General features: G+C 60.2%; 15 protein-coding genes. 8 read left to right on the top strand and 7 right to left on the bottom strand.

Going from position 1 to position 22412, the window contains the following annotated elements; genetic code table 11:
- Positions 1-2: 2 nt before the first annotated feature.
- The 3 genes from AC2FML_RS13745 to AC2FML_RS13735 all read right to left on the bottom strand — a co-directional run bounded on the left by AC2FML_RS13745 (position 3) and on the right by AC2FML_RS13735 (position 6034).
- Positions 3-1340: a TolC family protein gene (locus tag AC2FML_RS13745; protein WP_496783598.1), complete on the bottom strand. Its 1338-nt coding sequence runs from the start codon at positions 1338-1340 to the stop codon at positions 3-5.
- Positions 1327-2151 (bottom strand): SapC family protein, encoded by an 825-nt coding sequence (locus tag AC2FML_RS13740; RefSeq protein WP_170421363.1) that lies wholly within the window; start codon positions 2149-2151, stop codon positions 1327-1329. Before AC2FML_RS13740 ends, AC2FML_RS13745 begins: the two co-directional genes overlap by 14 nt.
- 64 nt (positions 2152-2215) lie before the next feature.
- Complete coding sequence (locus AC2FML_RS13735; protein ID WP_496783596.1) at positions 2216-6034, bottom strand: Ig-like domain-containing protein; 3819 nt, start codon at positions 6032-6034, stop codon at positions 2216-2218.
- Between the two features lie 235 nt (positions 6035-6269).
- On the opposite strand from AC2FML_RS13735, the gene AC2FML_RS13730 reads away from it, so the two are divergent.
- Entirely contained in the window at positions 6270-8309 is a 2040-nt protein-coding gene (locus AC2FML_RS13730) for a dockerin type I domain-containing protein (protein WP_496783594.1), read from the top strand.
- 5 nt (positions 8310-8314) lie between these two features.
- On the opposite strand, the gene AC2FML_RS13725 is transcribed toward AC2FML_RS13730, so the two are convergent.
- The 3 genes from AC2FML_RS13725 to AC2FML_RS13715 all read right to left on the bottom strand — a co-directional run bounded on the left by AC2FML_RS13725 (position 8315) and on the right by AC2FML_RS13715 (position 12420).
- Positions 8315-9622, bottom strand: a complete 1308-nt coding sequence (locus AC2FML_RS13725; protein WP_496783592.1) for an HlyD family type I secretion periplasmic adaptor subunit — start codon at positions 9620-9622, stop codon at positions 8315-8317.
- The gene (locus AC2FML_RS13720) at positions 9619-11343 is read right to left on the bottom strand and encodes a type I secretion system permease/ATPase (RefSeq protein ID WP_496783745.1); all 1725 of its coding nucleotides are present in this window, start codon (positions 11341-11343) and stop codon (positions 9619-9621) included. The genes AC2FML_RS13725 and AC2FML_RS13720 overlap by 4 nt, the downstream gene beginning before the upstream one ends.
- 201 nt (positions 11344-11544) lie before the next feature.
- Entirely contained in the window at positions 11545-12420 is an 876-nt protein-coding gene (locus AC2FML_RS13715; RefSeq protein WP_093963099.1) for a MurR/RpiR family transcriptional regulator, read from the bottom strand.
- Positions 12421-12524: 104 nt separating this feature from the next.
- Here AC2FML_RS13715 and AC2FML_RS13710 point away from each other — a divergent pair, with 104 nt between their 5' ends.
- The 7 genes from AC2FML_RS13710 to AC2FML_RS13680 all read left to right on the top strand — a co-directional run bounded on the left by AC2FML_RS13710 (position 12525) and on the right by AC2FML_RS13680 (position 20400).
- Positions 12525-13310 (top strand): N-formylglutamate amidohydrolase, encoded by a 786-nt coding sequence (locus tag AC2FML_RS13710; RefSeq protein ID WP_170525855.1) that lies wholly within the window; start codon positions 12525-12527, stop codon positions 13308-13310.
- Between the two features lie 16 nt (positions 13311-13326).
- On the top strand, positions 13327-13845 hold the full coding sequence (locus AC2FML_RS13705) for a TRAP transporter small permease subunit (protein ID WP_170391474.1): 519 nt from the start codon (positions 13327-13329) through the stop codon (positions 13843-13845).
- Positions 13845-15170, top strand: coding sequence for a TRAP transporter large permease (locus AC2FML_RS13700; protein ID WP_170369364.1), 1326 nt, complete (start codon positions 13845-13847; stop codon positions 15168-15170). The genes AC2FML_RS13705 and AC2FML_RS13700 overlap by 1 nt, the downstream gene beginning before the upstream one ends.
- Before the next feature lie 70 nt (positions 15171-15240).
- Positions 15241-16272, top strand: coding sequence for a TRAP transporter substrate-binding protein (locus tag AC2FML_RS13695; protein ID WP_093963096.1), 1032 nt, complete (start codon positions 15241-15243; stop codon positions 16270-16272).
- An 86-nt stretch (positions 16273-16358) separates the two neighbouring features.
- A complete protein-coding gene (locus AC2FML_RS13690) occupies positions 16359-17711 on the top strand; it encodes a glutamine synthetase family protein (protein ID WP_496783590.1) in 1353 nt (450 codons plus the stop codon).
- A gap of 94 nt (positions 17712-17805) precedes the next feature.
- Complete coding sequence (locus AC2FML_RS13685; protein WP_496783589.1) at positions 17806-19188, top strand: aldehyde dehydrogenase family protein; 1383 nt, start codon at positions 17806-17808, stop codon at positions 19186-19188.
- Between the two features lie 66 nt (positions 19189-19254).
- Entirely contained in the window at positions 19255-20400 is a 1146-nt protein-coding gene (locus AC2FML_RS13680; RefSeq protein ID WP_496783587.1) for an iron-containing alcohol dehydrogenase, read from the top strand.
- 43 nt (positions 20401-20443) lie between these two features.
- On the opposite strand, the gene AC2FML_RS13675 is transcribed toward AC2FML_RS13680, so the two are convergent.
- Positions 20444-22411 (bottom strand): RiPP maturation radical SAM C-methyltransferase, encoded by a 1968-nt coding sequence (locus AC2FML_RS13675; RefSeq protein ID WP_496783585.1) that lies wholly within the window; start codon positions 22409-22411, stop codon positions 20444-20446.
- Position 22412: the final 1 nt, after the last annotated feature.

The following is a 22412-nucleotide window of genomic DNA, read 5'->3' as shown; positions in this document are numbered from 1 at the left end:
GGTCAGTTGCCCCATGTTCTGAGCTGGATGCCGAGCAGATCAATGATGTCGCCCGTAAGGCTGAGCGCGGCGTAGTTCGTTAGGAAGAAATTCTGCTCCGCCAGGATCAGTCGCTCTTGGGCGTTCACAAAATCGCGCTGCGCGTCCAGTATTTCGATTAGGCTGCTGCGCCCGATCTGGAATTGCTCTTGAGTGGCGGCAACGCTGTCGGCATTTGCGGCAACTGCGATGCGGGCCTCGCGCAGACGCTGGGCGCCGGCCTTTTGGTCGGATCGAATGAAACCTAGCTCGCGCTGGATTTCCCGAACAAGAACCTCACGGGCATATTCCGCTTGTTTGACCCGCGCTTCGGCGGCGGCAATTGCAGCCCGCCGTTGACCGGTGCTGTCCAGCTCGTAGTTTACCGAGAGGTCTACGCCGAAATTAGCGTCCCTGCTGTCGTCCTGGTTGGCAAATGCCGAAACCCGCACGTCCGGCTGACGCCTCGCAGTTGCGGCAGAGCGGTCTGCCTGTGCCGCCAGAACCGCAGCGTCTGCGCGTCGAACCTGCGGGCTGTCCATCACGATGACGGCGTCGCTTCTCGACAGGTTGGGCGCTGGGACAGGGGGATCCAGTTTGCCTGGTGGGGTACCGAACACCTCTTGGAATCGCGCATTGGCACGATCAGCCTGAGCCCGGGCATCCGCCAACTTGGTCCTGGCATCCGCGACCCGAGAACGCGCCGTCAGAACGTCGGCAGCGGAACCGGCCCCTTGCGCGGCGCGGTCGGAGATCTGCTTCTCGATCTCCTCATGGCGGCGGACGTTTTCCCAAGCGATTTCAACGATTTTCCGCCGGTCGATGACCAACACATAGGTTTCAATTGCGGCAAGGGCCGTCGCGGCTGCGGTTTGAAGCTGATCGCCGCGGCTTTCGAGGACACGGGCCCGCGCCGCTGCCAAGTCTCCGGCGGCAGCTCCCCCGTCGTATACAAGCTGTGAAACCCGCAGATATGGTGATACATCCGCAATATCCGAATCCACCCGTTCCGATCGGGCATTCACGCCAAGTGACACCTGCGGAAGAAAGGCTCCTTCTGCCGCGTCCATATCGGCAAAGGCGGCGTCAACGCCGGTCTCGCTCTGCGCCTGGTTCGGGCTGGTTTCTACCGCGCGCCGTATTCTCTGGCCAAATGAACTGCGAGTCAGATGGTCCGACGGCTTAGTCGCGCCAGCACCCGTTGATCCCTCTGAAAAAGCCATCTCAACCGGGGCAAGATCCGGAACCGGCTCACAAGCCGCAGTGAGCACGGCCACCAAACCGATCAGCAGAGGCAAGATGAGTCGATCAGATGTAGGCATATTTGGCCTCCGCATCCGACAAGTCTCGTTCCCGGGCAATGGCATCCAAGAACCCCACAAGGTCGGAGTCCCTGCCGTTTGCGGGAGTGCTGATCACCTTGGGAGAATGCGTCTGGCAGTGGTGCATCCACAGAAGATGGTTGAGCGAGACTTGATGAGCGTAAATCAACTGCATCGCTCCACTAGATTGCAGAACCGCTGTCTGCGCCGGCCCAAGTTGGTTGAAGCGTCGAAAGTCCACGCTCATCCAACCGTCGGGCAACTCCGCATCCTTAAAACGGGTCAATTCGACGAATAGGCCCAATTCCTTTATCAGCGCGCAGGCACGTCGGGTTGCGTTGCGATCGGCCAGAAAGCTCTTCAAGAAGCCCTTCAGGGTTTCCAGTTCAGAGGAGATCGAGCCGTCCTTTGCGAAGAACGGGCTGCCGGATTGGTCACAGGACACGAGTCCGGTGGTTTCATCTACAACAAGCTTGCCTGAGCTGGTGCGCGATCCTGCTTCGCCACCGACCAGTTCGATCGAAAACGGATGGCATCTCAGCAAGGAAGGAACATAGGTGGCCCGCCAGCGTCCTTGGTCCGAAACAAATGGTGTTTCCGGAGAAGCTGCGGTCGCCAGAATAGCATGCGGCGATACCCCGCCCCCCGAGGATCGAAACGCAATTGGAAAAGCGGCGGCGGCTTCTGAGACTTCCGCACTTACGATCTCGCACTCCAATCTGCAGCGCGCGAAACCGTAGGATGTAAATCTGTGCCACGAGCGATCGGAATGTCTGTCGAAAGTGACGGGTACTGGGCCGTTCTGTGCCATTGATGTCTCCGCTGGTCCGTTAAGAAAGGGCCGGGGCGGCCCCACCTTTTCACGCTTGTCAGGATCAACTTGACGCGCCGGTCGGATCGGTATGCAGGATGTTGTCGCTGCTCAGACCGCTCAGATCACCTAGGCCGTCAAACTGCGCGACCGTGCTGACCGTGGCAGAGGTTGGGGCGGAATAGTCCACCTTGACCAGCACACTGTCAGTTCCATCGCTGGCCAGCAGATAGATCTCATCTCCGGATTGAGCCCCGGTAAGCGTTTCGGCGGCGGCTTCCAGAGTATCGGTTGTCAGATCGGTGAGTGTGGTTGTCAGCCCAACAAAACCTGTGTCGGCCGCGATCATGTCGCCGAGCGCCAGTGTTTCGACACCTGTTCCATCACCGCGAAGCGATGAGACATCCAACCCGCTGACCATAATGGCGTCGGCCATGTCGGCTGCAGGCCCCAGGGTGAAACCCGTTACGATGTCGGTGCCGTTGGCCGTCGGGTCCGCTTCGAAAACGATAAGATCTCGGCCAGCGCCGGACAGATCGATCACATCGTCGCCGTCCCCACCGCGGATGACATCGTCGATACCCGTGGCCGCCAATGTGTCTGCGCCTTCTGTTCCCAATACCCAACGGGTAGGGCCACCATCGGGCGTGTTGATCGTCAACTCGATCGGCTTCGTGGGGTCCAGCACCGTCATCGTGAACGTGACGACAGGCTGGGTCAGATCGCTGACGCTTGTTGCGGCCCCGGCAAAACCGATTTCCGCCGCCCCGTTCGGGTTTGCCAGAAACAGATCAAAATCGGTGTTTTCGACCTCGGATCCCGTGTCATAGGTCACGACCGCGGGGTCAAAACCCAAGTTGGCCGTGAAAGCCATCCCGCTGGATATGTCCCGGTCCGCATCGGCATGTATTTCGAAAGCTATCGTCGACCCGCTCCGGCCTGCCTCGGAGATGAAATAGGCCGCTGGAACGTGAGCCGTCGCCTGGTCTGTCGCGGGTAGGGGGTTCGGTCCTCCGGTAACCGTCGCTGAAACCGAAAAATCCAAAAGGTCACCCGCCGTTGTACCCGAAAACGCCGTGGCAGGTACGTTCAGGCTCCACGTGCCGTTGGCCGCGACCGTGGCTGTTCCAACAGAGACCGAGTTCAGCATCACCTCAACGGTTTGTCCTGCGCCGAGACCTATGGATGAACCGCTGACCGTCAGGCCGCTGGATTGCGCGTCACTCAGCAAAACCGCGTCGTTGGTACCGACCTCATTCAAGGTCAGGATGGGTCGGTAGTCAGTGGTCACCGAGTCTGCCGCCTGAGGAGCGGGGTTGCCAGCCAAGTCCGAAACCGATGCGGTGATAGAATAAGTTGCTCCGTCAGAAAGAGCGTTCAGATCAGCCGTAGGAATGGTGGTCGACCAGACCCCACCCAAAGCGGTGGCAGTATAGGTCTGCCCGTTCAGCCCGACAGTAATTGTTTGCCCATCTTCGGCAGTTGTTGTCCCCGATACTGTCAGGTCGCTGTCCTTCTCGGTGACGTCTAGAACCGATCCAATTCCCAGAGGGTTCAGTGAGATGGTCGGGGCGCTGAAATCGGTGTTGAACCCAGTCGAAGTCGTCTGTGTATTTCCGGCTGCGTCGCTGACTGACGCGGAAATCGTGTAGGATTCGGCATCTTGCAGGCCGCTAAGGTCGAGGGGTGAAGCGGTGTAGGTCCACGCGCCACTCGTCACTGTAGCGGTGCCTGAGACATCCACAGTCCCGTCCGCTCGTTGAACCTGGATCGAGACGATCGTGCCATCAGGCGCGTCGGAAATGCCAGAGACGGTCATTCCGCCGGATTGCTCTGCCAGGTTCATGGTGCCCCCGGACGATACCGTCGAGATTGACAGAGTGGGGGCCGTAAAGTCCGTGTCGAAGCTGGCAGTGGCCTGTGTGGCCGGGTTCCCAGCAAGGTCCGAAACATCGGCGGTCACGGTGACGGTGGCTCCGTCGGAGAGGCCGGCTAGATCGGTTGCGGGAACGCTGACAACCCAGTTTCCACCTGAAACGGTAGCGCTGTAGGTTTGGCCGTTCATTCCGATGGTCACGGTCTGGCCGTCTTCGGCGGTCGTCGTTCCGGATATACTGAGGTTGGTTCCCTGTTCGACCGCGTTCATGACCACGCCGTCCGAAAACGTGTCGATGCTGATCGTTGGGGCGGTCGCGTCTTTGGAAACTCCTGCACTCGCCTGCGGGGCCACGAGGCCATCGGCATCCGTCACGTCGGCGGTGATGGTGAAAGTTGCGCCGTCGGCCAGGGCAATCAAATCCGCGCTCGGCACGGTCACGCTCCACGTCCCTCCGGACACAGGGCCCGTGTAGGTCTGACCGTCCAAAGTTACGGTGACTGTCTGGCCATCGGTGACATTCCCGGTTGTGCCGCTGATCGTCAGATCCGCCCCGACTTCGACTGCGTTCAACACCGCACCGACGGATAGAGGCGAAATCGAGATGGACGGTCCGCTCAGATCCACGGGTACCGAAACCGCAACAGGCGTGGCCGGGTTTCCGGCGGCATCGCTGATCGCGGCACTGATGCTGATGGGGCTGCCACTGACCAGAACGCCGAGGTCGGCTGCGGGAACGGTCACACTCCAAGCACCGCCTGAGGCGATGCCGCTGTAAGTCTGGCCATTGAAGGTCAGCACAACCGGTTGGCCATCTTCGCCGGTCGTCGTGCCGGTAATCGTCAGGTCCGATCCGACGTCTACAAGGTCGATCTGGCCGCCTGCGACAGCGTCTATTGTTATGGCTGGGGCGAAAAAGTCAGTATCAAAGCTGTTGGTGGCTTGAGCCGCCGGATTGCCTGCCCGATCCACCACATCAGCGGTCACAGTGACGGTCGCGCCATCGGGCAGAGACGCCAGATCGGCGGCCGGAACCGTGACGCTCCAAGTGCCGCCGGACACGGTTGCGGTATAGATCTGACCGTTCAACCCCACAGTCACCATCTGACCTTTTTCCGCATCGGTCGTACCACTGATTTCCAGATCTGACGCGCTCTCGGCCCCATTCATGACCGCCCCGTGGGAAAATCCTGTTACCGCGATGGTCGGAGCGATGGTGTCGATGTTGTACGTGGCTGTTTCGACATCGATCTCACCTCCGGCTCCATCCAGGTGTCGGATCGTCACGGATGTGACCCCCTGAGGCAACCCTGCCGCCTCGACTTGGCTAAGCGAAACGCTCCAACTGCCGTCCGGCCCCGCTGAAACGGTTTTGGTGACCGACCCGATGGTTACTTCGACCGAAACGGTGCCGTCAGGTGCTGACGCCTTGGCGGTGGTGCTGTTGAGCGAATTTCCCTGCAACTGTGACAGGTTCAGACTGGGCGGGCGCGGAGATTCCTCGGGCGTCGCGGCATCTTCGCCGCCACCGCCGCCAGCGGCGGCCGCACCGGCCAGACCCAAACCACCCAGCACCGCGCCTGCGGCTCCCATGCCGCCACCACCAGCTGCCGCTGCTCCGGCGGCTTCAGCTGCCACTGCAAGCTGCGCGACTTCAACGGCCACGTCTTCGGCAATCATGATCGAACCGTTTTCCAGAACGTGCACGTTTTCCGCGGAAACCAGGACTGTGCGACCGTCCAAAAGCTTCAGTTGAACGTCGCCGTTTGGCAGCAGTTTGACCGACTGGACACCGGGCAGGACATCGGCAAACTGAAATGTGCTCAACTCCTCCTCAGTGGCTTGGGCCAGCGCCGGCAAGGCCAGAAGGGCAGAGGCCAAACCACCGCCGACGCCCGATCCGGCCCATCGGCGCAGACGCGCTTTGACCCATTTGCGGACATGCTTCTCATGCCCTGCATCTGGTGAGTCCTTCTGGATGGAGACTTCGTGCGAAACAGGTTTCATCGTCATCATGTCCTCACAATTGGTGGCCGCGGATACCCGCGCGGCAAGACCGAAGAAGCCAAGTTCTGTTCTTCTTTCCTGCTGCCGAGTTATTCATGCGGACGGACCTTGAAAAATTGAGTTAATCTGGAGCCGAATTCCTCGTTTTCACCACAATTTCGTTCTCGTCTTTGCCTTGGCACCGCGTCACCCTCGAAGGGACTGCCAGAGATGGCATTGGGGGTGATCTGAGTTGATGCTTCAGTTCGAAAGAGTGGTTGCAACGGGGAGTCCGGCGCTCGATTCAGGTATCGGCGATACGGCTTTAAAAACGCTTAACGGTGTTACGTATCTGTACAGCACGACCCGGGCTGGCGGCGGCATCGTGGTCTGGCAGCTTGTGGACGGTGGCGCTCCGCAATTCCACGACGATCAGTATTTCAGCGGCACCATATCGTTGCAGGTCGGCAGCCTTGGCGCTCTGGTCGTATTGGGCGCAAGCGACCTGTTGGCACTGGACGTCGACAACGCCTCAGGCCTTGTCGGGTACGAGTTGAATACGGATGGCACGATCGGGGCGCTGCAGGAAACGGCGGCGATTCCCGGAGGCGGTGATGTCACCGCATTGGTCCAGTACTCGGTGGGGGCGGTCGACTACCTGACGGTGGCCCATCAGGACAGTGGGCTCATCGGCACCTACGTGGTGAACTCGAATGGTTTGCTCAGTCATGTCGGCTCGGTCGCGGGTAATGCCGGGGCGATGCAGACCGCGGCGGTGGGCAGCAACCAGTATGTCGTCACCGCCAATGCCGCCGACAATGCGATCCGGGTGTTCAGCGCCGATCAGGGAAGCGGGACGCTGATCGAAGTGGACAACACGACAACCCAAACGCTTGGGATCAGTTCTCCGACAGCGTTGGAAACCGTTGATGCGTATGGACACACCTGGATTCTGGTGGCCGGGTCCAGCAGCAACTCCATCAGTTTGATGGAGCTGCGCGCAGACGGAACACTAGTTCCACAGGATCATGCGTTGGACACGTTGGGTACCCGTTTTGGCGCAGTTCAGGACATGAAGGTCGTCGAAGTCGATGGACGTGTCTTTGTCGTTGCCGGTGGCGGAGATGACGGGGTGACCCTGCTGACGATGACCCCTGATGGCAAGCTGATCTACTTGGACAGCTTTGCGGATACGCTGGATAGCGGTCTTCAGAATGTTGAGACCATCGAGGTGGCCCATGTTGGCGGCGACCTTCAAATCTTTGTGGCATCGCAGCAGGATGCAGGGCTTACCCAGCTGACAGTGTCTCTGGACACCTTGGGCAACGTCATCGAGGGGAATGGAATCGTAACTGGAACCGCTCAGGACGACATGCTGAGCGCCGGCGTTCTGGACACTGATTTGCAGGGCGGTGCCGGTGACGACATTCTGATTGCCGGTCGCAGTGAAACCACCATGCAGGGCGGTTCCGGCGCGGACATCTTCGTTATGCGATTCGGCAGTGGATTGACGACGATCACGGATTTCGAGGCCGGAACCGATCGGTTGGATCTGTTCGACTACCCGATGTTACGCAACCCCGGGCAGCTGACCGTGACGTCAACGGCACAAGGGGCTCGGATTGAGTTCATGGATGAAACCGTCGAGTTATTTTCGGCCGACGGTGGCACACTCACCAGCGCCGAAATCTTCGGGTCCGGTTTTAAGGGGCCGGATCATATCCCCGTTGACTTTGGCGTGCTCACGGGGCCCGAGGCCTCGGCCGGTGTGACGGGTCCAGTCACGGTAGAGTCTTCCGGTTCAAACCCCGCGTTGAGCGATGCTGAGATCGTGTTCAAGCCAGTTGGAAACAGCCCGATATCGGTACAGGCCGACGATCATGGCCAATTCGATCTTGATTTGCCATCAGGTTCGTTGCCGGGTCATGTGGACATCATCAAGTCCTATTCACATGCTAGCGGAGAGATCACGGCCCTCGATGCGCTGCAGGTTTTGCGGATAGCGGTCGGTTTGCGACCAACCTGGGGACCCGCAGCCCCCGAAAACCTCATCGCGGCCGATATCACCCGGGATGGCACCGTCAATGCACTGGATGCCCTGGCCATCCTGCAGGTTGCCGTTGGGTTGCCCACCGCACACGAGCCGGAATGGGTCTATCTGGACCAGAACGCCGATCTTTCCTCAATCACGCCCACGAATGTCGACTATCAAACCGGCGCTGCGATTGTGGTCCTGGATGGGGTGTTCAGTGTGGACATGACGTCGATCCTGCTTGGGAATCTCGAGGCGGTGTGAGCTGGCTATTCGCGGAACGACCGGTTGAAATAGTCCGCCATCGGTTTGATCAGGTATGAAAGCGGCGTACGCTCGTCGGTCTTAATCAGGGCCTCAACTGGCATGCCGGGCAGGAGTACCTGTCCGTTCAGACGCTCTAACTCGCCCTCAACGGGAACAACATCGGCGCGATAATAGGTGAATCCAGTTTGTTCATCCTTGAGCGTGTCTGCCGAAACATTGATGACCCGACCTTCGATTTCTGGTGTCTCACGCTGATTGAAGGCCGGAAAGCGCAGGGCGACAGGTTGGCCGACGTGCAACTGATCCACGTGTATTGCTCCGACGCGGGCAGCCACCACAAGCGGCGTGTTTTGTGGGACGACATACATCATAGGTTCCGCTGGCTGGACGACCGATTGCACTGCAAAGACCTGGCTGCCGAAAACGGTTCCTGAGACCGGGGCCCGGATGTCGAGACGCGCCAACCTTTCATTCAAGGATAACCTGCGTTGGGCCAGTTCGACGACCTCGGATTGTACCTGCCGTAACTCGGCAATGGCCTCTTCCCGACGAGCGGCGGCCAATTCGACGACCTGCAATTCCGTGGTGGCAATCTGTCCATTCAAGCGGGCAACTGCAGCTTCCAGGCGCCCAATTTCGCCGGTCAGGCTGGCTTCTTCACGTTGCAGGGCTGACACTCGGCTGGCTTGGGTCAACCCGCGTGTCAGAAGGTTCTGCTGATCCTCCAACTCGTTTCCAATCAGCTCAAGCTGCCTGCGCAGGGCCACCAGCTGCGCTTTCGTCCCGTCGATTTCGCTTTCGATCTGAACCCTTTGTTTGCCCAGTTGATCGATCTTCTTGGACAGGGTTTCCAACCGAGCGGAATACAGCCGGGTCTGTCCATCAATCAATTCAGGATCGATGGGTTCCGCGGCGGCCAGCTTTTGCATCCGGTCGGCAAGCGCGTTTGCGTCTGCCCCGTCTCTTTCTGCCTCCAGCCGAACCTTCCGCGCCAAGAGTTCGAACAACTGCGATTCCACGATGACTTTTTCCGACTTGAGAAACGTGTCATCGAACCTGAGCAGCAAATCACCCTGCTCGACCCGGTCGCCATCACGAACCAGAATATCGCCCACGACACCGCCATCCGGATGTTCCACAACTTGCCGATTGCTTTGCACCTCGACAACGGCCTGGGTCACGATTGCACCTGCCAGATGGGTCCTGACGCTCCAAACCCCAAGCCCGCCGACCAGAATGGCCAACGCGGCGAATCCAACAAGAGCGGGGAAAGTGATCCGCCATGGCGGCGGGCTTGAAACCTCGGTCATGCTTCACCCGCTTTGCGAAACTGTTTCTGGATTGCACCCGCATTTTGGACCATGGCGTTCAACACTTCGTCACGGCTGCCGAAATTGGCGATCCGACCCAATTCGACTACGGCCAGGTGGTCGCACTCTGAAATCGCCATCGGTCGGTGCGTCATGATGATCACGGCGCGCTCGGCCGCTTTGAACTCCCGGACTGCCGCATTCAGGGCATCGGTGCCCTCGGTGTCCAACGCCGAGTTCGGTTCATCCAGTACCAGCAGGACAGGATCGCCGTACAATGCCCGGGCCAGCCCTATCCTTTGCTGCTGGCCTCCGGATAGTTGACTGTTGGCTCCTTCCAAGACGGTATCATAGCCTTTTTCAAGTGAGAGGATCAGGTCATGTGCATTGGCCTTCTTCGCTGCCGCAACAACAGCCAGTTCATCAGGTTTCAGCGACATGCGAGCGATATTCTCGGCCACCGTTCCGTTGAAAAGTGTGACATGCTGCGGAAGATAGCCGATGTGGCGCCCCAACTCATCAGGGTCGTATTGATCCAGAGTTGCGCCGCCCAATCTGATCTCTCCGGCAGCAGGTGTCCAAAGGCCCAACAGCGCTTTGGCGAGCGTGGTTTTTCCCGAACCGCTTTTGCCGATCACTCCAAGGGCACGGCCGGGCTCCAACACGAACGAGGCGTTTTGGATAGTGGGGGTTTCGGATCCAGGGGGTATGATCGTCAGGTTCCGGACCGACAAACGGGCTTCCGGTGTGGGCAGGCGGGTTCTGGAGGGTTCGACAGGGACATGGGCCAAATAGTGGCTAAGCGATGACCAGGCGCTACGGGCCCGCTCGATCGCGCCCCATTGTCCAATGACCTGCTCAATCGGCGCGAGTGCGCGGCCCAAAAGGATAGAGCCTGCGATCATCGCACCGGCGGTCATTTCGTTTTGCAGTACAAGCCAGGCTCCCAAGGCGAGCATAGCCGATTGCAGAAACAGCCTGAGCGATTTGGTCAGTGAGGTGAAGCTGCCAGTCCAGTCGCTGGCGGCAATACTCTGGGACAGCGCGGCCGCTCTTTGTGTCAACCAACGCCGCGTTATGTCCTTTCGCATGCCTTGGGCGCGAATGACCTCGGCTGCCTGGCGTGCATTTTCGGACATTGAATTCGCCAACGCGGACGCAGCCTGTGCCTGAGCCACTTTGCGATGGGTCATCATCTGGTTCAGGATTGCGATCACGATCAGCACCGCTCCGCCTGTTACGGCCAACCATCCGAGCAGTGGATGAAAAAGAAAGATCGCCGCGAGGAAAACGGGTGTCCACGGGATATCCATGGCCGCTAGCAAAACGGGCGAGGAGCACAGCGTTTGAATGGCTTCCAAATCGCGCAGCGCTCTTGCCGGAGCTGCACGGATTTGCGGCACCAGTGCATCGCGCAAGGTTGCATCGAACACACGTTGGTCCAGAGTCGACTGAAACCGGGCACCAAATCGCGCGACAATGCGACCGCGCGCAAAATCCAGCATGGCCATCAGAGCGTACAGCAGCGCAACCAGCAAAAATAGTGCGGTCAACGTTTCAACGGCGCGAGACCCCAAAACGCGGTCATAGACCTGGAGCATGAACAACGGCCCCGTCAGCATCAGCAGGTTGACGAAGATGCTGAACAGGAACGCAATCCCGAGAAACGTAACCCCTCGGTTCCGTGCATCCCTGACTTCGTCGGTGCGCAATGCATCCATTGAATTGCGGCGTTCCACTGGCTCGGCCTCTTGGTTTTTCGACCACTTGCCCGGGTCGTTTCGCCGCGATGTCCGTCACTGTCGGACCCAACCCACCAGACAAAGAGTCATCAAGGGTTGGAAGCAGGTTTCAGACTCGCGTTGGCCGACACCCTACAGGTCGCGGTCCAATGGAACAATGGGATTGAAGGCAGCCAAGGCTCACGCCTCGTGGCTGCGGAAAATCCGTGTGGTCGAGAAATAGCGTTCCAACTCCTCGATACGCTCTTTGCTTTCTTCCCAGCGGGCTTCCTGAACCTCGGCGATCAGGGTTTCCGAAATGAGTTGAAGTGCGATCGTTGAATCCCAGCTTGATGGAGCTTCGACCAGAGCGTGAAAGGTATAGTTGGCCGATTTGCCGATGGGCGACCCCCATTGGTCGGTGAACAGCACGACGGTCACCCCGCGATCGGACGCAACTTGTGCCAGCTTTTCCAGATGCGCCTCGTAGCGGCGGATGTCGAAGATGACCAGAACCGAGCTTTCGTCCATGTCCAGCAGGTATTGCGGCCATACGTTGGCCGAGTTGCCCAGCATGGTCACGTTGGGCCGGATGATCTGCATGTGGTTGAACAGATAGTCGGCGTTCGAGCGGGTGATGCGGCCGCCCACGACATACAAATGGCGCTCGGTATCGGCCAGCAACTGGGCAACCGCGTCGAACATCGACTTGTCCAGCCGCTCCAGCGTGTGTCGCATGTTGGTCCAGACGGCTTGAGCAAAACGCGTGATCGGATGCTCGGTTTCATCATCCACGATCCAGGCATCGCGTTTCGAGATCGGCTTTTGGATCTGTGCCGCAACTTCTTCGCGCAGCGCCTCCTGCAACGCCGGAAACCCATCGAAACCCAGTTTTCGCGCCATGCGAATGACCGTCGGGGTGGACACTTGTGCCGCCGCTGCCAGCTTGGTGATCGATTGCAGCCCACCCATCGGATAATCCTGCAACAGGACCGATCCCAGCTGCCGTTCCGAGCGGGTCAGGCCTTCAAGTTCGTCCTGAATGCGTTGTTTGACCGTTTTGGCGACAGAGGCCATCGGTGCCCTCATATTATTCAATTTGCTACAGGATATGAGCGATTGTAATTTTGTCTACAGAAATTTTCTTGACAGGCTCAAGGCCGCTGTAACAAATGCTACGCATGCAGTCCAAGACCGAGTCATCTCTGTTATCCCCTCTGGAAGTGCCCGCCGCACGTGTGTTGAACGCGCGTGGCGTGGCGCGCGCGGTTCTGGTGTGCGAACACGCAAGCCGGTTCATTCCTGCGGCTTTGGATGGGCTGGGGTTGGACGACGTGGCGGCCCGTTCACACGCGGCCTGGGATATCGGGGCACTGGAGGTTGCAGTTGAACTGGCCGGCGCCCTGGATGCACCTCTCGTACACTCGCGGGTCAGCCGACTGGTCTATGACTGCAATCGCCCGCCCGAACGGGAAGACTCGATGCCGCCGCGCAGCGAGGTGTTCGCGGTGCCAGGCAATCATGGTCTGACCGCGGAACAGCGCGCCCAGCGAGTTCGCGACATTTATAAACCGTTCCGGGGTCTCTTGTCGCAAACGCTGGACCGCCGCCCAGAACCGCCTGTCCTGATTACGATCCACAGTTTCACACCAATCTACAACGGCAAGACCCGGGCGGTCGAACTGGGGATATTGCATGACTCTGATGACCGTGCGGCTCAGGTCATGCTGAACCATGCAGCGCATTGCGGGCTGAGAGTGGCGTTGAACGAACCGTATTCGCCAGAGGATGGTGTCACGCACACTCTGCGTGAGCACGGTATCGCGCGGGGCTTGCCCAACGTGATGATCGAGATCCGCAATGATCTGATCGACACGCCGACCGGGGTCAATCGGATCGTGGGGCTATTGACGCCAATACTGGCCGCCACGGTCGAAACCTTTTCCGACGCAGGGCAGAACACATGAGGACAGGGGTGCAGGTATGAGCTTCATGCGGGGATATATTGCGGTCATTGACCGCATGAACCGCTGGATCGGGCGGGTCGTCATGTACGGCATCTTCGTGATGATGGGCATCCTGCTGTGGTCGTCGATCTCGAAGACCTTTTTCCTTCCGTCGCTCTGGACGCTCGAAGTCGCGCAGTTTGCGATGGTCGCCTATTACATCCTGGGCGGACCGTATTCGATCCAGATGGGTTCGAACGTGCGGATGGACCTTCTCTACAGCGAATGGTCGCACCGGCGCCGGGCCTGGGCCGACGCCATCACCGTTCTGTTCCTGATCTTCTACCTCGGCGTGATGATCTATGGCGGTTTCGACTCGCTCAGCTATTCCCTGCAATATGGCGAGCGCAGCCCGACCGCGTGGCGCCCTTATCTGTGGCCGATCAAAGTGATCATGGTCGTGGGGCTGATCCTGATGCTGCTGCAGGCCATTTCCGAACTGTTCAAAGATATTCTACGCCTCAAGGGCGATGACATCCCGCGCGAGGTGATCTGATGTCGTATGAGTTGATCGCCATCCTGATGTTCTCGACCATGATGCTGATGCTGCTGACCGGTCAGCGCGTGTTCGGTGCCATCGGTTTCGTGGCCGTGGTGGCGGCGCTGCTGCTGTGGGGCGACCGCGGCGGCTATGACATCGGGTTTTCGGCCGCGATGAAGCTGATGAAATGGTACCCGCTGCTGACGCTGCCGATGTTCATCTTCATGGGTTACGTTTTGGCCGAGTCCAAGATCGCCGACGACCTGTACAAGATGTTCCATGTCTGGATGGGCGGGCTGAATGGCGGGCTGGCCATCGGCACGATCGGGTTGATGGTGCTGATCTCGGCGATGAACGGGCTCAGCGTCGCGGGGATGGCCATTGGGGCCACCATCGCGCTGCCCGAGCTGCTCAAACGCGGCTATGATAAGAAAATGGTGACCGGAGTGATCCAGGCCGGGTCATCGCTGGGCATCCTGGTACCGCCGTCGGTGGTGCTGGTTCTCTATGCGATGATCGCGCGTCAGCCGGTGGGGCAGCTGTGGTTGGCGGGCATCCTGCCGGGCCTGATGATGGCGGGGATGTTCATCCTGTACATCGTGATCCGCTGCCGGATAAACCCGGAACTCGGCCCGGCCCTGTCGAAGGAAGAGCGCGACGTGCCGATGGCGGAAAAGTTGCGGCTGCTGCGCGCGGGACTGCTGCCGCTGGCGATTTTCGCGGCGATGATGGTGCCCTTCGTCAATGGCTGGACCTCGCTGGTCGAAAGCTCTGCCATCGGCGCGCTGACGGCTTTTGCCGCCGCCGTGCTGAAAGGGCGGATGACGCGCAAGGTGTTCGAGGTCTCGGTGCGCTCGACCCTGGGCATCACCTGCATGTTCATGTGGATCATCCTGGCCGCGCTGGCCTTTGGTGCGGTGTTCGATGGGCTGGGCGCCGTGCGCGCGATCGAGACCCTGTTCACCGAACGGCTGGGTCTGAACCCCTGGGTGATCCTGATCCTGATGCAGTTGAGCTTCATCCTGATGGGCACCTTCCTGGACGACACCGCGATGCTGGTGATCGTGGCGCCGCTCTATGTGCCGCTGGTGGGGGAACTGGGCTTTGACCTGATCTGGTACGGGGTGCTGTACACGATCACCACGCAGATCGCTTATATGACGCCGCCCTTCGGCTATAACCTGTTCCTGATGCGGGCGATGGCCCCGCCCGAGATTTCGCTGCGCGACATCTACGGCTCGATCCTGCCCTTCGTGATGGTGATGACGCTGGCGCTGGCCATCATCATGACCTTCCCGCAGATCGCGCTGTGGCTGCCCGACTACATCTACAACAAATGACCCCGGACATACCGGGGCACCTGCGAGAGGTTGGTCTCTCGCCCATCGAAACCGACAACGGAGAGAGAAGATGACGAACAGACGCACATTCCTGAAAGGGGCCGCCGCGGCCCCGGCAGCCGCGCTGGCCACCCCGGCGCTTGCGCAATCCACGATCCGCTGGCGCATGCAGACCTATGCCGGCCCGGCATTGGCTGAGCATGTGATCGACCCGGCCATCAAGATGTTCAACCAGATCGCCGGAGACCGGATGCAGATCGAGCTGTTCTATGCCGACCAGCTGGTGCCCACGGGCGAGCTGTTCCGCGCCATGCAGCGCGGCACGATCGACGCGGTGCAGTCGGATGACGACTCGATGGCCTCGCCCACCGAAGTAACCGTGTTCGGCGGCTATTTCCCGTTTGCGTCGCGCTATTCGCTGGATGTTCCCGTCCTGTTCAACCAGTACGGTCTGAACGAGATATGGGACGAAGAGTATTCCAAGGTGGGCGTCAAGCACATCTCGGCCGGTGCGTGGGATCCGTGCCATTTCGCCACCAAGGACCCGATCAACAGCCTGGCGGACCTTCAGGGCAAGCGGGTGTTCACCTTCCCGACGGCGGGCCGGTTCCTGTCGCAGTTCGGCGTGGTCCCGGTGACCTTGCCGTGGGAGGACATCGAGGTCGCCGTGCAGACCGGCGAGCTGGACGGCATCGCCTGGTCGGGCATCACCGAGGACTACACTGTAGGCTGGGCGGATGTGACCAACTACTTCCTGACCAACAACATCTCGGGCGCCTGGGCAGGGTCGTTCTTTGCCAACATGGACCGTTGGAACGAACTGCCCGAAGATCTGCAGACCCTGTTTCGCGTCTGCACCGACCAGTCGCATTACTACCGTCAGTGGTGGTATTGGGGCGGCGAGGCGTCGCTGCGCGTGAATGGTGACAAGATGAAGCTGACCTCGATCCCGGATGAAGAATGGGCGCAGGTCGAAGCCGCCGCAGTGGCCTTCTGGGATGAGATTGCAGCCGAGTCCGAGACCAAGGCGAAGGTTGTGGAGATCATCAAGAAATACAATGCCGACATGCAAAAGGCTGGCCGTCCCTACCGGTACGGCTAAGGTGAAACCGGCCTGCCCTCATACCGGGGGCAGGCCGATGCAAACGTCAGTCCGGCAGGTGGCGCCGGCGCAGAAATAGGTGGCTCATGCTCAACTTCGACACGCTCAAGACCCAGGTTGCCGAAGGCTCGGTCGATACGGTTCTGGTCTGCATGGTGGACATGCAGGGCCGCTTGATGGGCAAACGATTCCACGCGGGTCACTTCGTGGCCGGGGCCTGGGAAGAAACCCATTGCTGCAACTACCTGCTGGCCACCGATCTCGAGATGGCGACGCCGGACGGCTATGCCTCGACCAGCTGGGAGCGCGGCTATGGCGACTATGTCATGAAGCCCGACCTCAGCACCCTGCGCCCGGTGCCGTGGCTGGAGGGCACGGTGATGGTGATGTGCGACGTGCTGGATCACCATACGCATGAAGAGGTTCCACACGCGCCTCGGTCTATTTTAAAGAAGCAGGTCAACCGGCTGAAGGCCATGGGCTATGACGCGATGTGCGCCACCGAGCTGGAGTTTTTCCTCTTTGAGAAGAGCTTTGACCAGATACGCAAGGAAGGTTTCCGCGGTCTGGAACCGATCTCGGGCTATAACGAGGATTACCACATCCTGCAGACCACCAAAGAAGAGCATGTGATGCGGCCGATCCGCAATCACCTGTGGGATGCGGGCATTCCGGTCGAAAATTCCAAGGGCGAGGCCGAGGCCGGGCAGGAAGAACTGAACATCAAATACGCCCCGGCCATGCAGACGGCCGAGTATCATTCGATCGCCAAGAACGCGGTCAAGGAGATCGCGTGGCAGCATGGCCATGCTGCGACCTTCCTGCCGAAATGGCATCATGACCGGGTCGGGAGTTCGTCGCATGTGCATCAGTCGCTGTGGGCGGACGGGCAACCGGCATTTTTTGACAAGGCCGATCCGCTGGGCATGTCGGACCTGATGAAAAACTACATGGCGGGCCTGCTGAAATACGCGCCCGACTATACCTGTTTCATGGCACCCTACATCAACAGCTACAAGCGGTTCATGAAGGGCACCTTTGCGCCGACGCGCATCATCTGGTCGGTGGACAACCGCACCGCGGGGTTCCGGCTGTGCGGGGATGGCACCAAGGCGGTGCGGGTGGAGTGCCGGATTCCGGGTTCGGACATGAACCCCTATCTGGCCATCGCGGGCATGCTGGCCGCAGGGATCGCGGGCATCGAGGAGGGGCTCGAGCTGCAGCCGCCGACCAAGGGCGATGTCTATCAGGGGGATACGGGCATGATTCCGGGCAACCTGCGCGCGGCGCGGGATGCGTTGCATGGGTCGTCCATGCTGAGGGCGGCCATGGGCAATGACGTGGTGGATCACTATGTCCGCGCCGCCGAGGTCGAGATCGAGGAATTCGAGCGCGTGGTGACCGATTGGGAGATTGCCCGCGGGTTCGAGCGGGCGTAGAGGGCGGATGTGAGGGGCCAGCCCCTCACGCTCCCCGGAATATTTTTGGCCAGATGAAGCAGCGGGTCTGCTTTGCTTGAGGATGGAGTGACCAATGGGTCAGGTGTTGAAATGTATCTCGCCGATCGACGGATCGGTGTTTGCCGAGCGGAACACGCTGGATCGTGACGCGGCATTTGCCGCAGCGGGCCAGGCGCGGGCGGCGCAGGCGGATTGGGCAGCGCGGCCCCTGCAGGAGCGCATCGATCTGGTGATGGCCGGCGTTGCCGCCGTGGGTGCGATGAATGACGAGATCGTGCCGGAACTGGCCCGGATGATGGGGCGGCCGGTGCGTTATGGCGGCGAGTTCGGCGGTTTCAGCGAACGCGCGACCTATATGGCGGGCATCGCGCGCGATGCGCTGGCTGATATTGCCGTGGGCGAGGACGAGACGTTCAAGCGATACATCAAGCGCGAGCCGCATGGCGTGGTGTTCGTCGTGGCGCCCTGGAACTATCCGTACATGACGGCGATCAACACTGTGGCGCCGGCCTTGATCGCGGGCAATACGGTTGTGCTGAAACATGCCACGCAGACCTTGTTGGTGGGCGAGCGGATGGCGCGGGCCTTCCACTCGGCTGGCGTGCCCGAGGACGTGTTCCAGAACCTGTTCCTGAGCCATGACGTGACCAACGATCTGATTGCCGGCAAGGCGTTCGATTTCGTGAATTTCACCGGCTCGGTCGCCGGAGGGCAGGCGATGGAGCGGGCGGCGGCCGGTACCTTTACCCCCGTCAGCACCGAGTTGGGGGGCAAGGACCCGGGCTATGTCATGGAGGACGCCGATCTGGACGCGGCGGTCGACACGCTGATCGACGGGGCCATGTTCAACTCGGGCCAGTGCTGCTGCGGGATCGAGCGGATCTATGTGCATGAAAGCCTGTATGACGATTTCGTCGCCAAGGCGGTCGAGATCGTCAGGGGCTACAAGCTGGGCAACCCGCTGGATCCGGAGACGACGCTGGGGCCGATGGCCAACGTGCGTTTTGCCGACGAGGTGCGCGCCCAGATCGCCGAGGCCGTGGCCGCCGGTGCAGTGGCGCATATCGAGACCTTTGCCGGAGATGACGGCGGCGCCTATCTGACGCCGCAGATCCTGACCAACGTCACGCACGACATGCGCGTGATGCGCGACGAAAGCTTCGGCCCGGTCGTGGGGATCATGAAGGTGTCTTCGGATGACGAGGCCATTGCCTTGATGAACGACAGCGAATTTGGCCTGACCGCCTCGCTGTGGACGCGCGATGTGGCGCGGGCCGAACGCATCGGAGACCGGATCGAAACCGGAACCGTGTTCATGAACCGGGCCGACTATCTGGACCCGGGTCTGTGCTGGACCGGCTGCAAGAATACCGGTCGTGGCGGCGGCCTGTCGATCATCGGATATCACAACCTGACACGTCCCAAATCCTACCACCTGAAAAAGGTGACGGGCTGAGGACGATTTGCCTGCCCCGGACCGACCCCCTCGCCGGGGCAGGCCTTAGACACAAGGAAAGCTGACATGAGTCTTGTTGGAAACTGGTCCTATCCGACCACGATAAAATTCGGCGCGGGCCGCATCAAGGAACTGCCCGAGGCCTGCGCGGCGGCTGGGATCAAGCGCCCGCTGCTGGTGACCGACCGCGGCCTTGCCGATCTGCCGATCACCGCCGCGACGCTAGACATTCTTGAGGCCGCCGGGCTGGGCCGGGGCCTGTTCAGCGAGGTCGATCCGAACCCGAATGAAAAGAACCTCGAGGCCGGTGTGGCCGCCTACAAGGCGGGTGAACATGACGGTGTGATCGCGTTTGGCGGTGGTTCGGGGCTGGATCTGGGCAAGATGGTTGCCTTCATGGCCGGTCAGACTCGCCCGGTCTGGGATTTCGAGGACATTGGCGATTGGTGGACCCGCGCGGATGCCGAGGCGATCGCGCCGATCATCGCGGTGCCGACGACGGCCGGCACCGGCTCGGAAGTCGGCCGCGCCAGCGTCATCACCAATTCGGAAACCCATGCCAAGAAGATCATCTTCCACCCCAAGGTGCTGCCGACCGTGGTGATCTGCGACCCTGAACTGACCGTGGGCATGCCGAAATTCATCACCTCCGGGACCGGACTGGATGCGTTCGCGCATTGTGTCGAGGCCTATTCCAGCCCGCATTACCACCCGATGAGCCAGGGCATCGCGCTGGAAGGGATGCGGCTGGTCAAGGAGTACCTGCCGCGCGCCTATGCGGACGGCACCGACATCGACGCCCGCGCCCAGATGATGAGCGCGGCCGCCATGGGTGCAACGGCTTTCCAGAAGGGGCTGGGCGCGATCCACGCCATGAGCCACCCGATCGGCGCGGTGTTCAACACCCATCACGGCACCACCAACGCGGTCTGCATGCCTGCGGTTCTGGAGTTCAATGCGTCTGTAATCGCCGACCGGTTCGAAGCAGCCACAGCCTATCTGGGCATTTCGGGCGGGTTCGACGGGTTCCGGGCCTTCGTGCAGGAGTTCAACGACTCGCTGGGTATCCCGCGCAAGCTGTCCGATCTGGGCGTGACCGAGGATGCGATCCCGGAGCTGGTCAAGGGTGCGATCATCGACCCCTCGTGCGGTGGCAACCCCATCGAGTTGACCGAGGAAAACCTGACCGGATTGTTCAGGGCCGCTCTATAAGTGTTAGGCGGATCCGGGGAATTGATACGCTCCGGGTCCGGTCTCATTCCGCGGGTTGTGGTCCCGCTACCTGTTCACTTGCGAATTCTGCGGGAAATTGAGCGGCGAAAGCACGTTCTGGCTCATTGCGGATCTCGGACCAGGTCGGCGCCCGCTGGAAGCCAGGCGATCTGAGGGCCAGGGACAGCACGGATTTGTCCTCGACATAAATCAGCCCAAGCTTCTCAAGGCGGTCCATCGCAGAGTCAAAAGCGTCCACCCCGTACAAGTCGGATACCTGATCACCAAGAAGCGCCCTGCCGATGATCACTGGGCTCAGGTCAAGGATGGCCCGAGCCGCATCGTCCAATTGGTGAACAACGCGTTTGCCTGACGCTCGCCGGTCGATCACCGTGTTGCCCTCGACGTAGAGGGCTGACGTACCGGCCTCGCTTTGCCATGCAGAAAGAGCATCCAGCGTCGACGCCGCGCGCAGCGCTGGCGGGCTTGGACCGTTGTCGACGATGTCGAAATGGTAGGCGAAATTCCAGACTTCTTCGGGCGGCAGGTCGAATATGAATGAATACGGCTTCGCTGGTTCGACCTCGACCCCAAATGCCTCGGGGTGTTCAAAATACGGGCTGAACCGGTCCGCTCGCACCGGGCCAATCGAGCCGGGTGGTTGCAGGTGATGCAGCAGCGGAATAAGCTTTGCCATCCGTTCGAAGGCCTCGGGGCTTTCACCGGGAAACCCGTAGAGGAAACACCACTCGACAAAAACTCCGGCCTCGGCACACAGCTTCAGCGTCTGGATGTTCTGAATTCCGCTGACCCCTTTCCTCATATGCGCAAGGGTCGGAGTATCGAAGGTCTCGATCCCCGGCTGGATCTTTCGAACGCCGGCGTCGGCCAGACGGGCGATCACGGTCGGCGAGAGGTTTGATTTTACCTCGTAATGCATCAGGAATGGTCTCGTGTCCTGCGCAAGTTTCGGGATCAGGGTTTTGAGGTAGCGGTGATCCAGAATGTTGTCGACCACGACAAGATCCGGGCCATAGAGATCGGCAAGCGTGCAGAATTCGGCATAAGCCCGCTCGGCTGACTTGCTCCGGTAGGTCATCGATTGACCGTTCAATCCGCAGAAAGTGCAATGGTGTTTCGCTCCCCACCAGCAGCCACGCGATGTTTCGATCGTAGCAGATGGCACAAGGCGCTCTGATAGTCCCGCAGTGTTTTGAAATTGATCAAAGAAGGCGTTGAAGTCCGGTATGGGCAGCTTGTCCAGATCCGTGGTCAGGCGCGGTCGAGACTCCTCCAGCGGGTTATCCAATTGGCTCCGGTTCAGAAACCCCTCGACCACGGGCAAGGGTCTGCTTGGCCCCAGGGCTTTCAGAAACTCGGGAAAGGCATGGTCGCCTTCGCCAATGCAAACCGCGTCCAGTTCAGGATGTGCCTGTATAAGCGCGCGCCCGAGCGGCCCCTCGCAATTAGCGCCGCCCATCACTATGATCACGTCGGCTGACCGTTTCCGCACAGCCCGGGCCAGTGCGATCGAGGCCATGACCTGTTGGAACGACGACGTAATCCCGATCACGGTCGGGTTCTGTTCCACCACCGCATCGGCGCAACGTTCGACAAACGCTCCGGCTTGCTTTCGGGCTGCGATGGCGTTTTGCATGAACGCCAGCCACTCGACTCCGGATACATAGTCACCAAGCACCGTGGTCAGGTAGTCCATCGCGTCCAGATCGCTGCGCGGGTAGATCAGATCGCTGAATATCCATTCACCCATCAGCGCCTGATAGCAGCGGCCATCAGACAGCATGAAATACTCATCGAGGCCGATCGCCTCGGCGTAGTCGAAGCTGAAGTACTTCTCGGTCGTCGCAAAGCCGTTGTCCCGCGCCAGCTGTGCGAGAAGAGACATCCCAAGCCCGGGATGCTGCAGCGAAGAAAACGGCATGGACACCAGACACAGCTTATGCAGAGCTGCGCCTTGGTCGTGACTGGAGACGGCCGCGCTTTCGCTCATG

Source organism: Ruegeria sp. BHSC029 (genome assembly GCF_059613085.1).
The sequence above is the reverse complement of the archived record's forward strand: the minus strand, read 5'-3'. Positions and strand labels throughout refer to the sequence as shown.

What these genes read in the sequence shown, in the direction of transcription:
- AC2FML_RS13745 (WP_496783598.1), bottom strand. Translation starts at nt 1,340, where the DNA reads ATGCCTACATCTGATCGACTCATCTTGCCTCTGCTGATCGGTTTGGTG.
- AC2FML_RS13740 (WP_170421363.1), bottom strand. Translation starts at nt 2,151, where the DNA reads ATGGCACAGAACGGCCCAGTACCCGTCACTTTCGACAGACATTCCGAT.
- AC2FML_RS13735 (WP_496783596.1), bottom strand. Translation starts at nt 6,034, where the DNA reads ATGAAACCTGTTTCGCACGAAGTCTCCATCCAGAAGGACTCACCAGAT.
- AC2FML_RS13730 (WP_496783594.1), top strand. Translation starts at nt 6,270, where the DNA reads ATGCTTCAGTTCGAAAGAGTGGTTGCAACGGGGAGTCCGGCGCTCGAT.
- AC2FML_RS13725 (WP_496783592.1), bottom strand. Translation starts at nt 9,622, where the DNA reads ATGACCGAGGTTTCAAGCCCGCCGCCATGGCGGATCACTTTCCCCGCT.
- AC2FML_RS13720 (WP_496783745.1), bottom strand. Translation starts at nt 11,343, where the DNA reads ATGGATGCATTGCGCACCGACGAAGTCAGGGATGCACGGAACCGAGGG.
- AC2FML_RS13715 (WP_093963099.1), bottom strand. Translation starts at nt 12,420, where the DNA reads ATGGCCTCTGTCGCCAAAACGGTCAAACAACGCATTCAGGACGAACTT.
- AC2FML_RS13710 (WP_170525855.1), top strand. Translation starts at nt 12,525, where the DNA reads ATGCAGTCCAAGACCGAGTCATCTCTGTTATCCCCTCTGGAAGTGCCC.
- AC2FML_RS13705 (WP_170391474.1), top strand. Translation starts at nt 13,327, where the DNA reads ATGAGCTTCATGCGGGGATATATTGCGGTCATTGACCGCATGAACCGC.
- AC2FML_RS13700 (WP_170369364.1), top strand. Translation starts at nt 13,845, where the DNA reads ATGTCGTATGAGTTGATCGCCATCCTGATGTTCTCGACCATGATGCTG.
- AC2FML_RS13695 (WP_093963096.1), top strand. Translation starts at nt 15,241, where the DNA reads ATGACGAACAGACGCACATTCCTGAAAGGGGCCGCCGCGGCCCCGGCA.
- AC2FML_RS13690 (WP_496783590.1), top strand. Translation starts at nt 16,359, where the DNA reads ATGCTCAACTTCGACACGCTCAAGACCCAGGTTGCCGAAGGCTCGGTC.
- AC2FML_RS13685 (WP_496783589.1), top strand. Translation starts at nt 17,806, where the DNA reads ATGGGTCAGGTGTTGAAATGTATCTCGCCGATCGACGGATCGGTGTTT.
- AC2FML_RS13680 (WP_496783587.1), top strand. Translation starts at nt 19,255, where the DNA reads ATGAGTCTTGTTGGAAACTGGTCCTATCCGACCACGATAAAATTCGGC.
- AC2FML_RS13675 (WP_496783585.1), bottom strand. Translation starts at nt 22,411, where the DNA reads ATGAGCGAAAGCGCGGCCGTCTCCAGTCACGACCAAGGCGCAGCTCTG.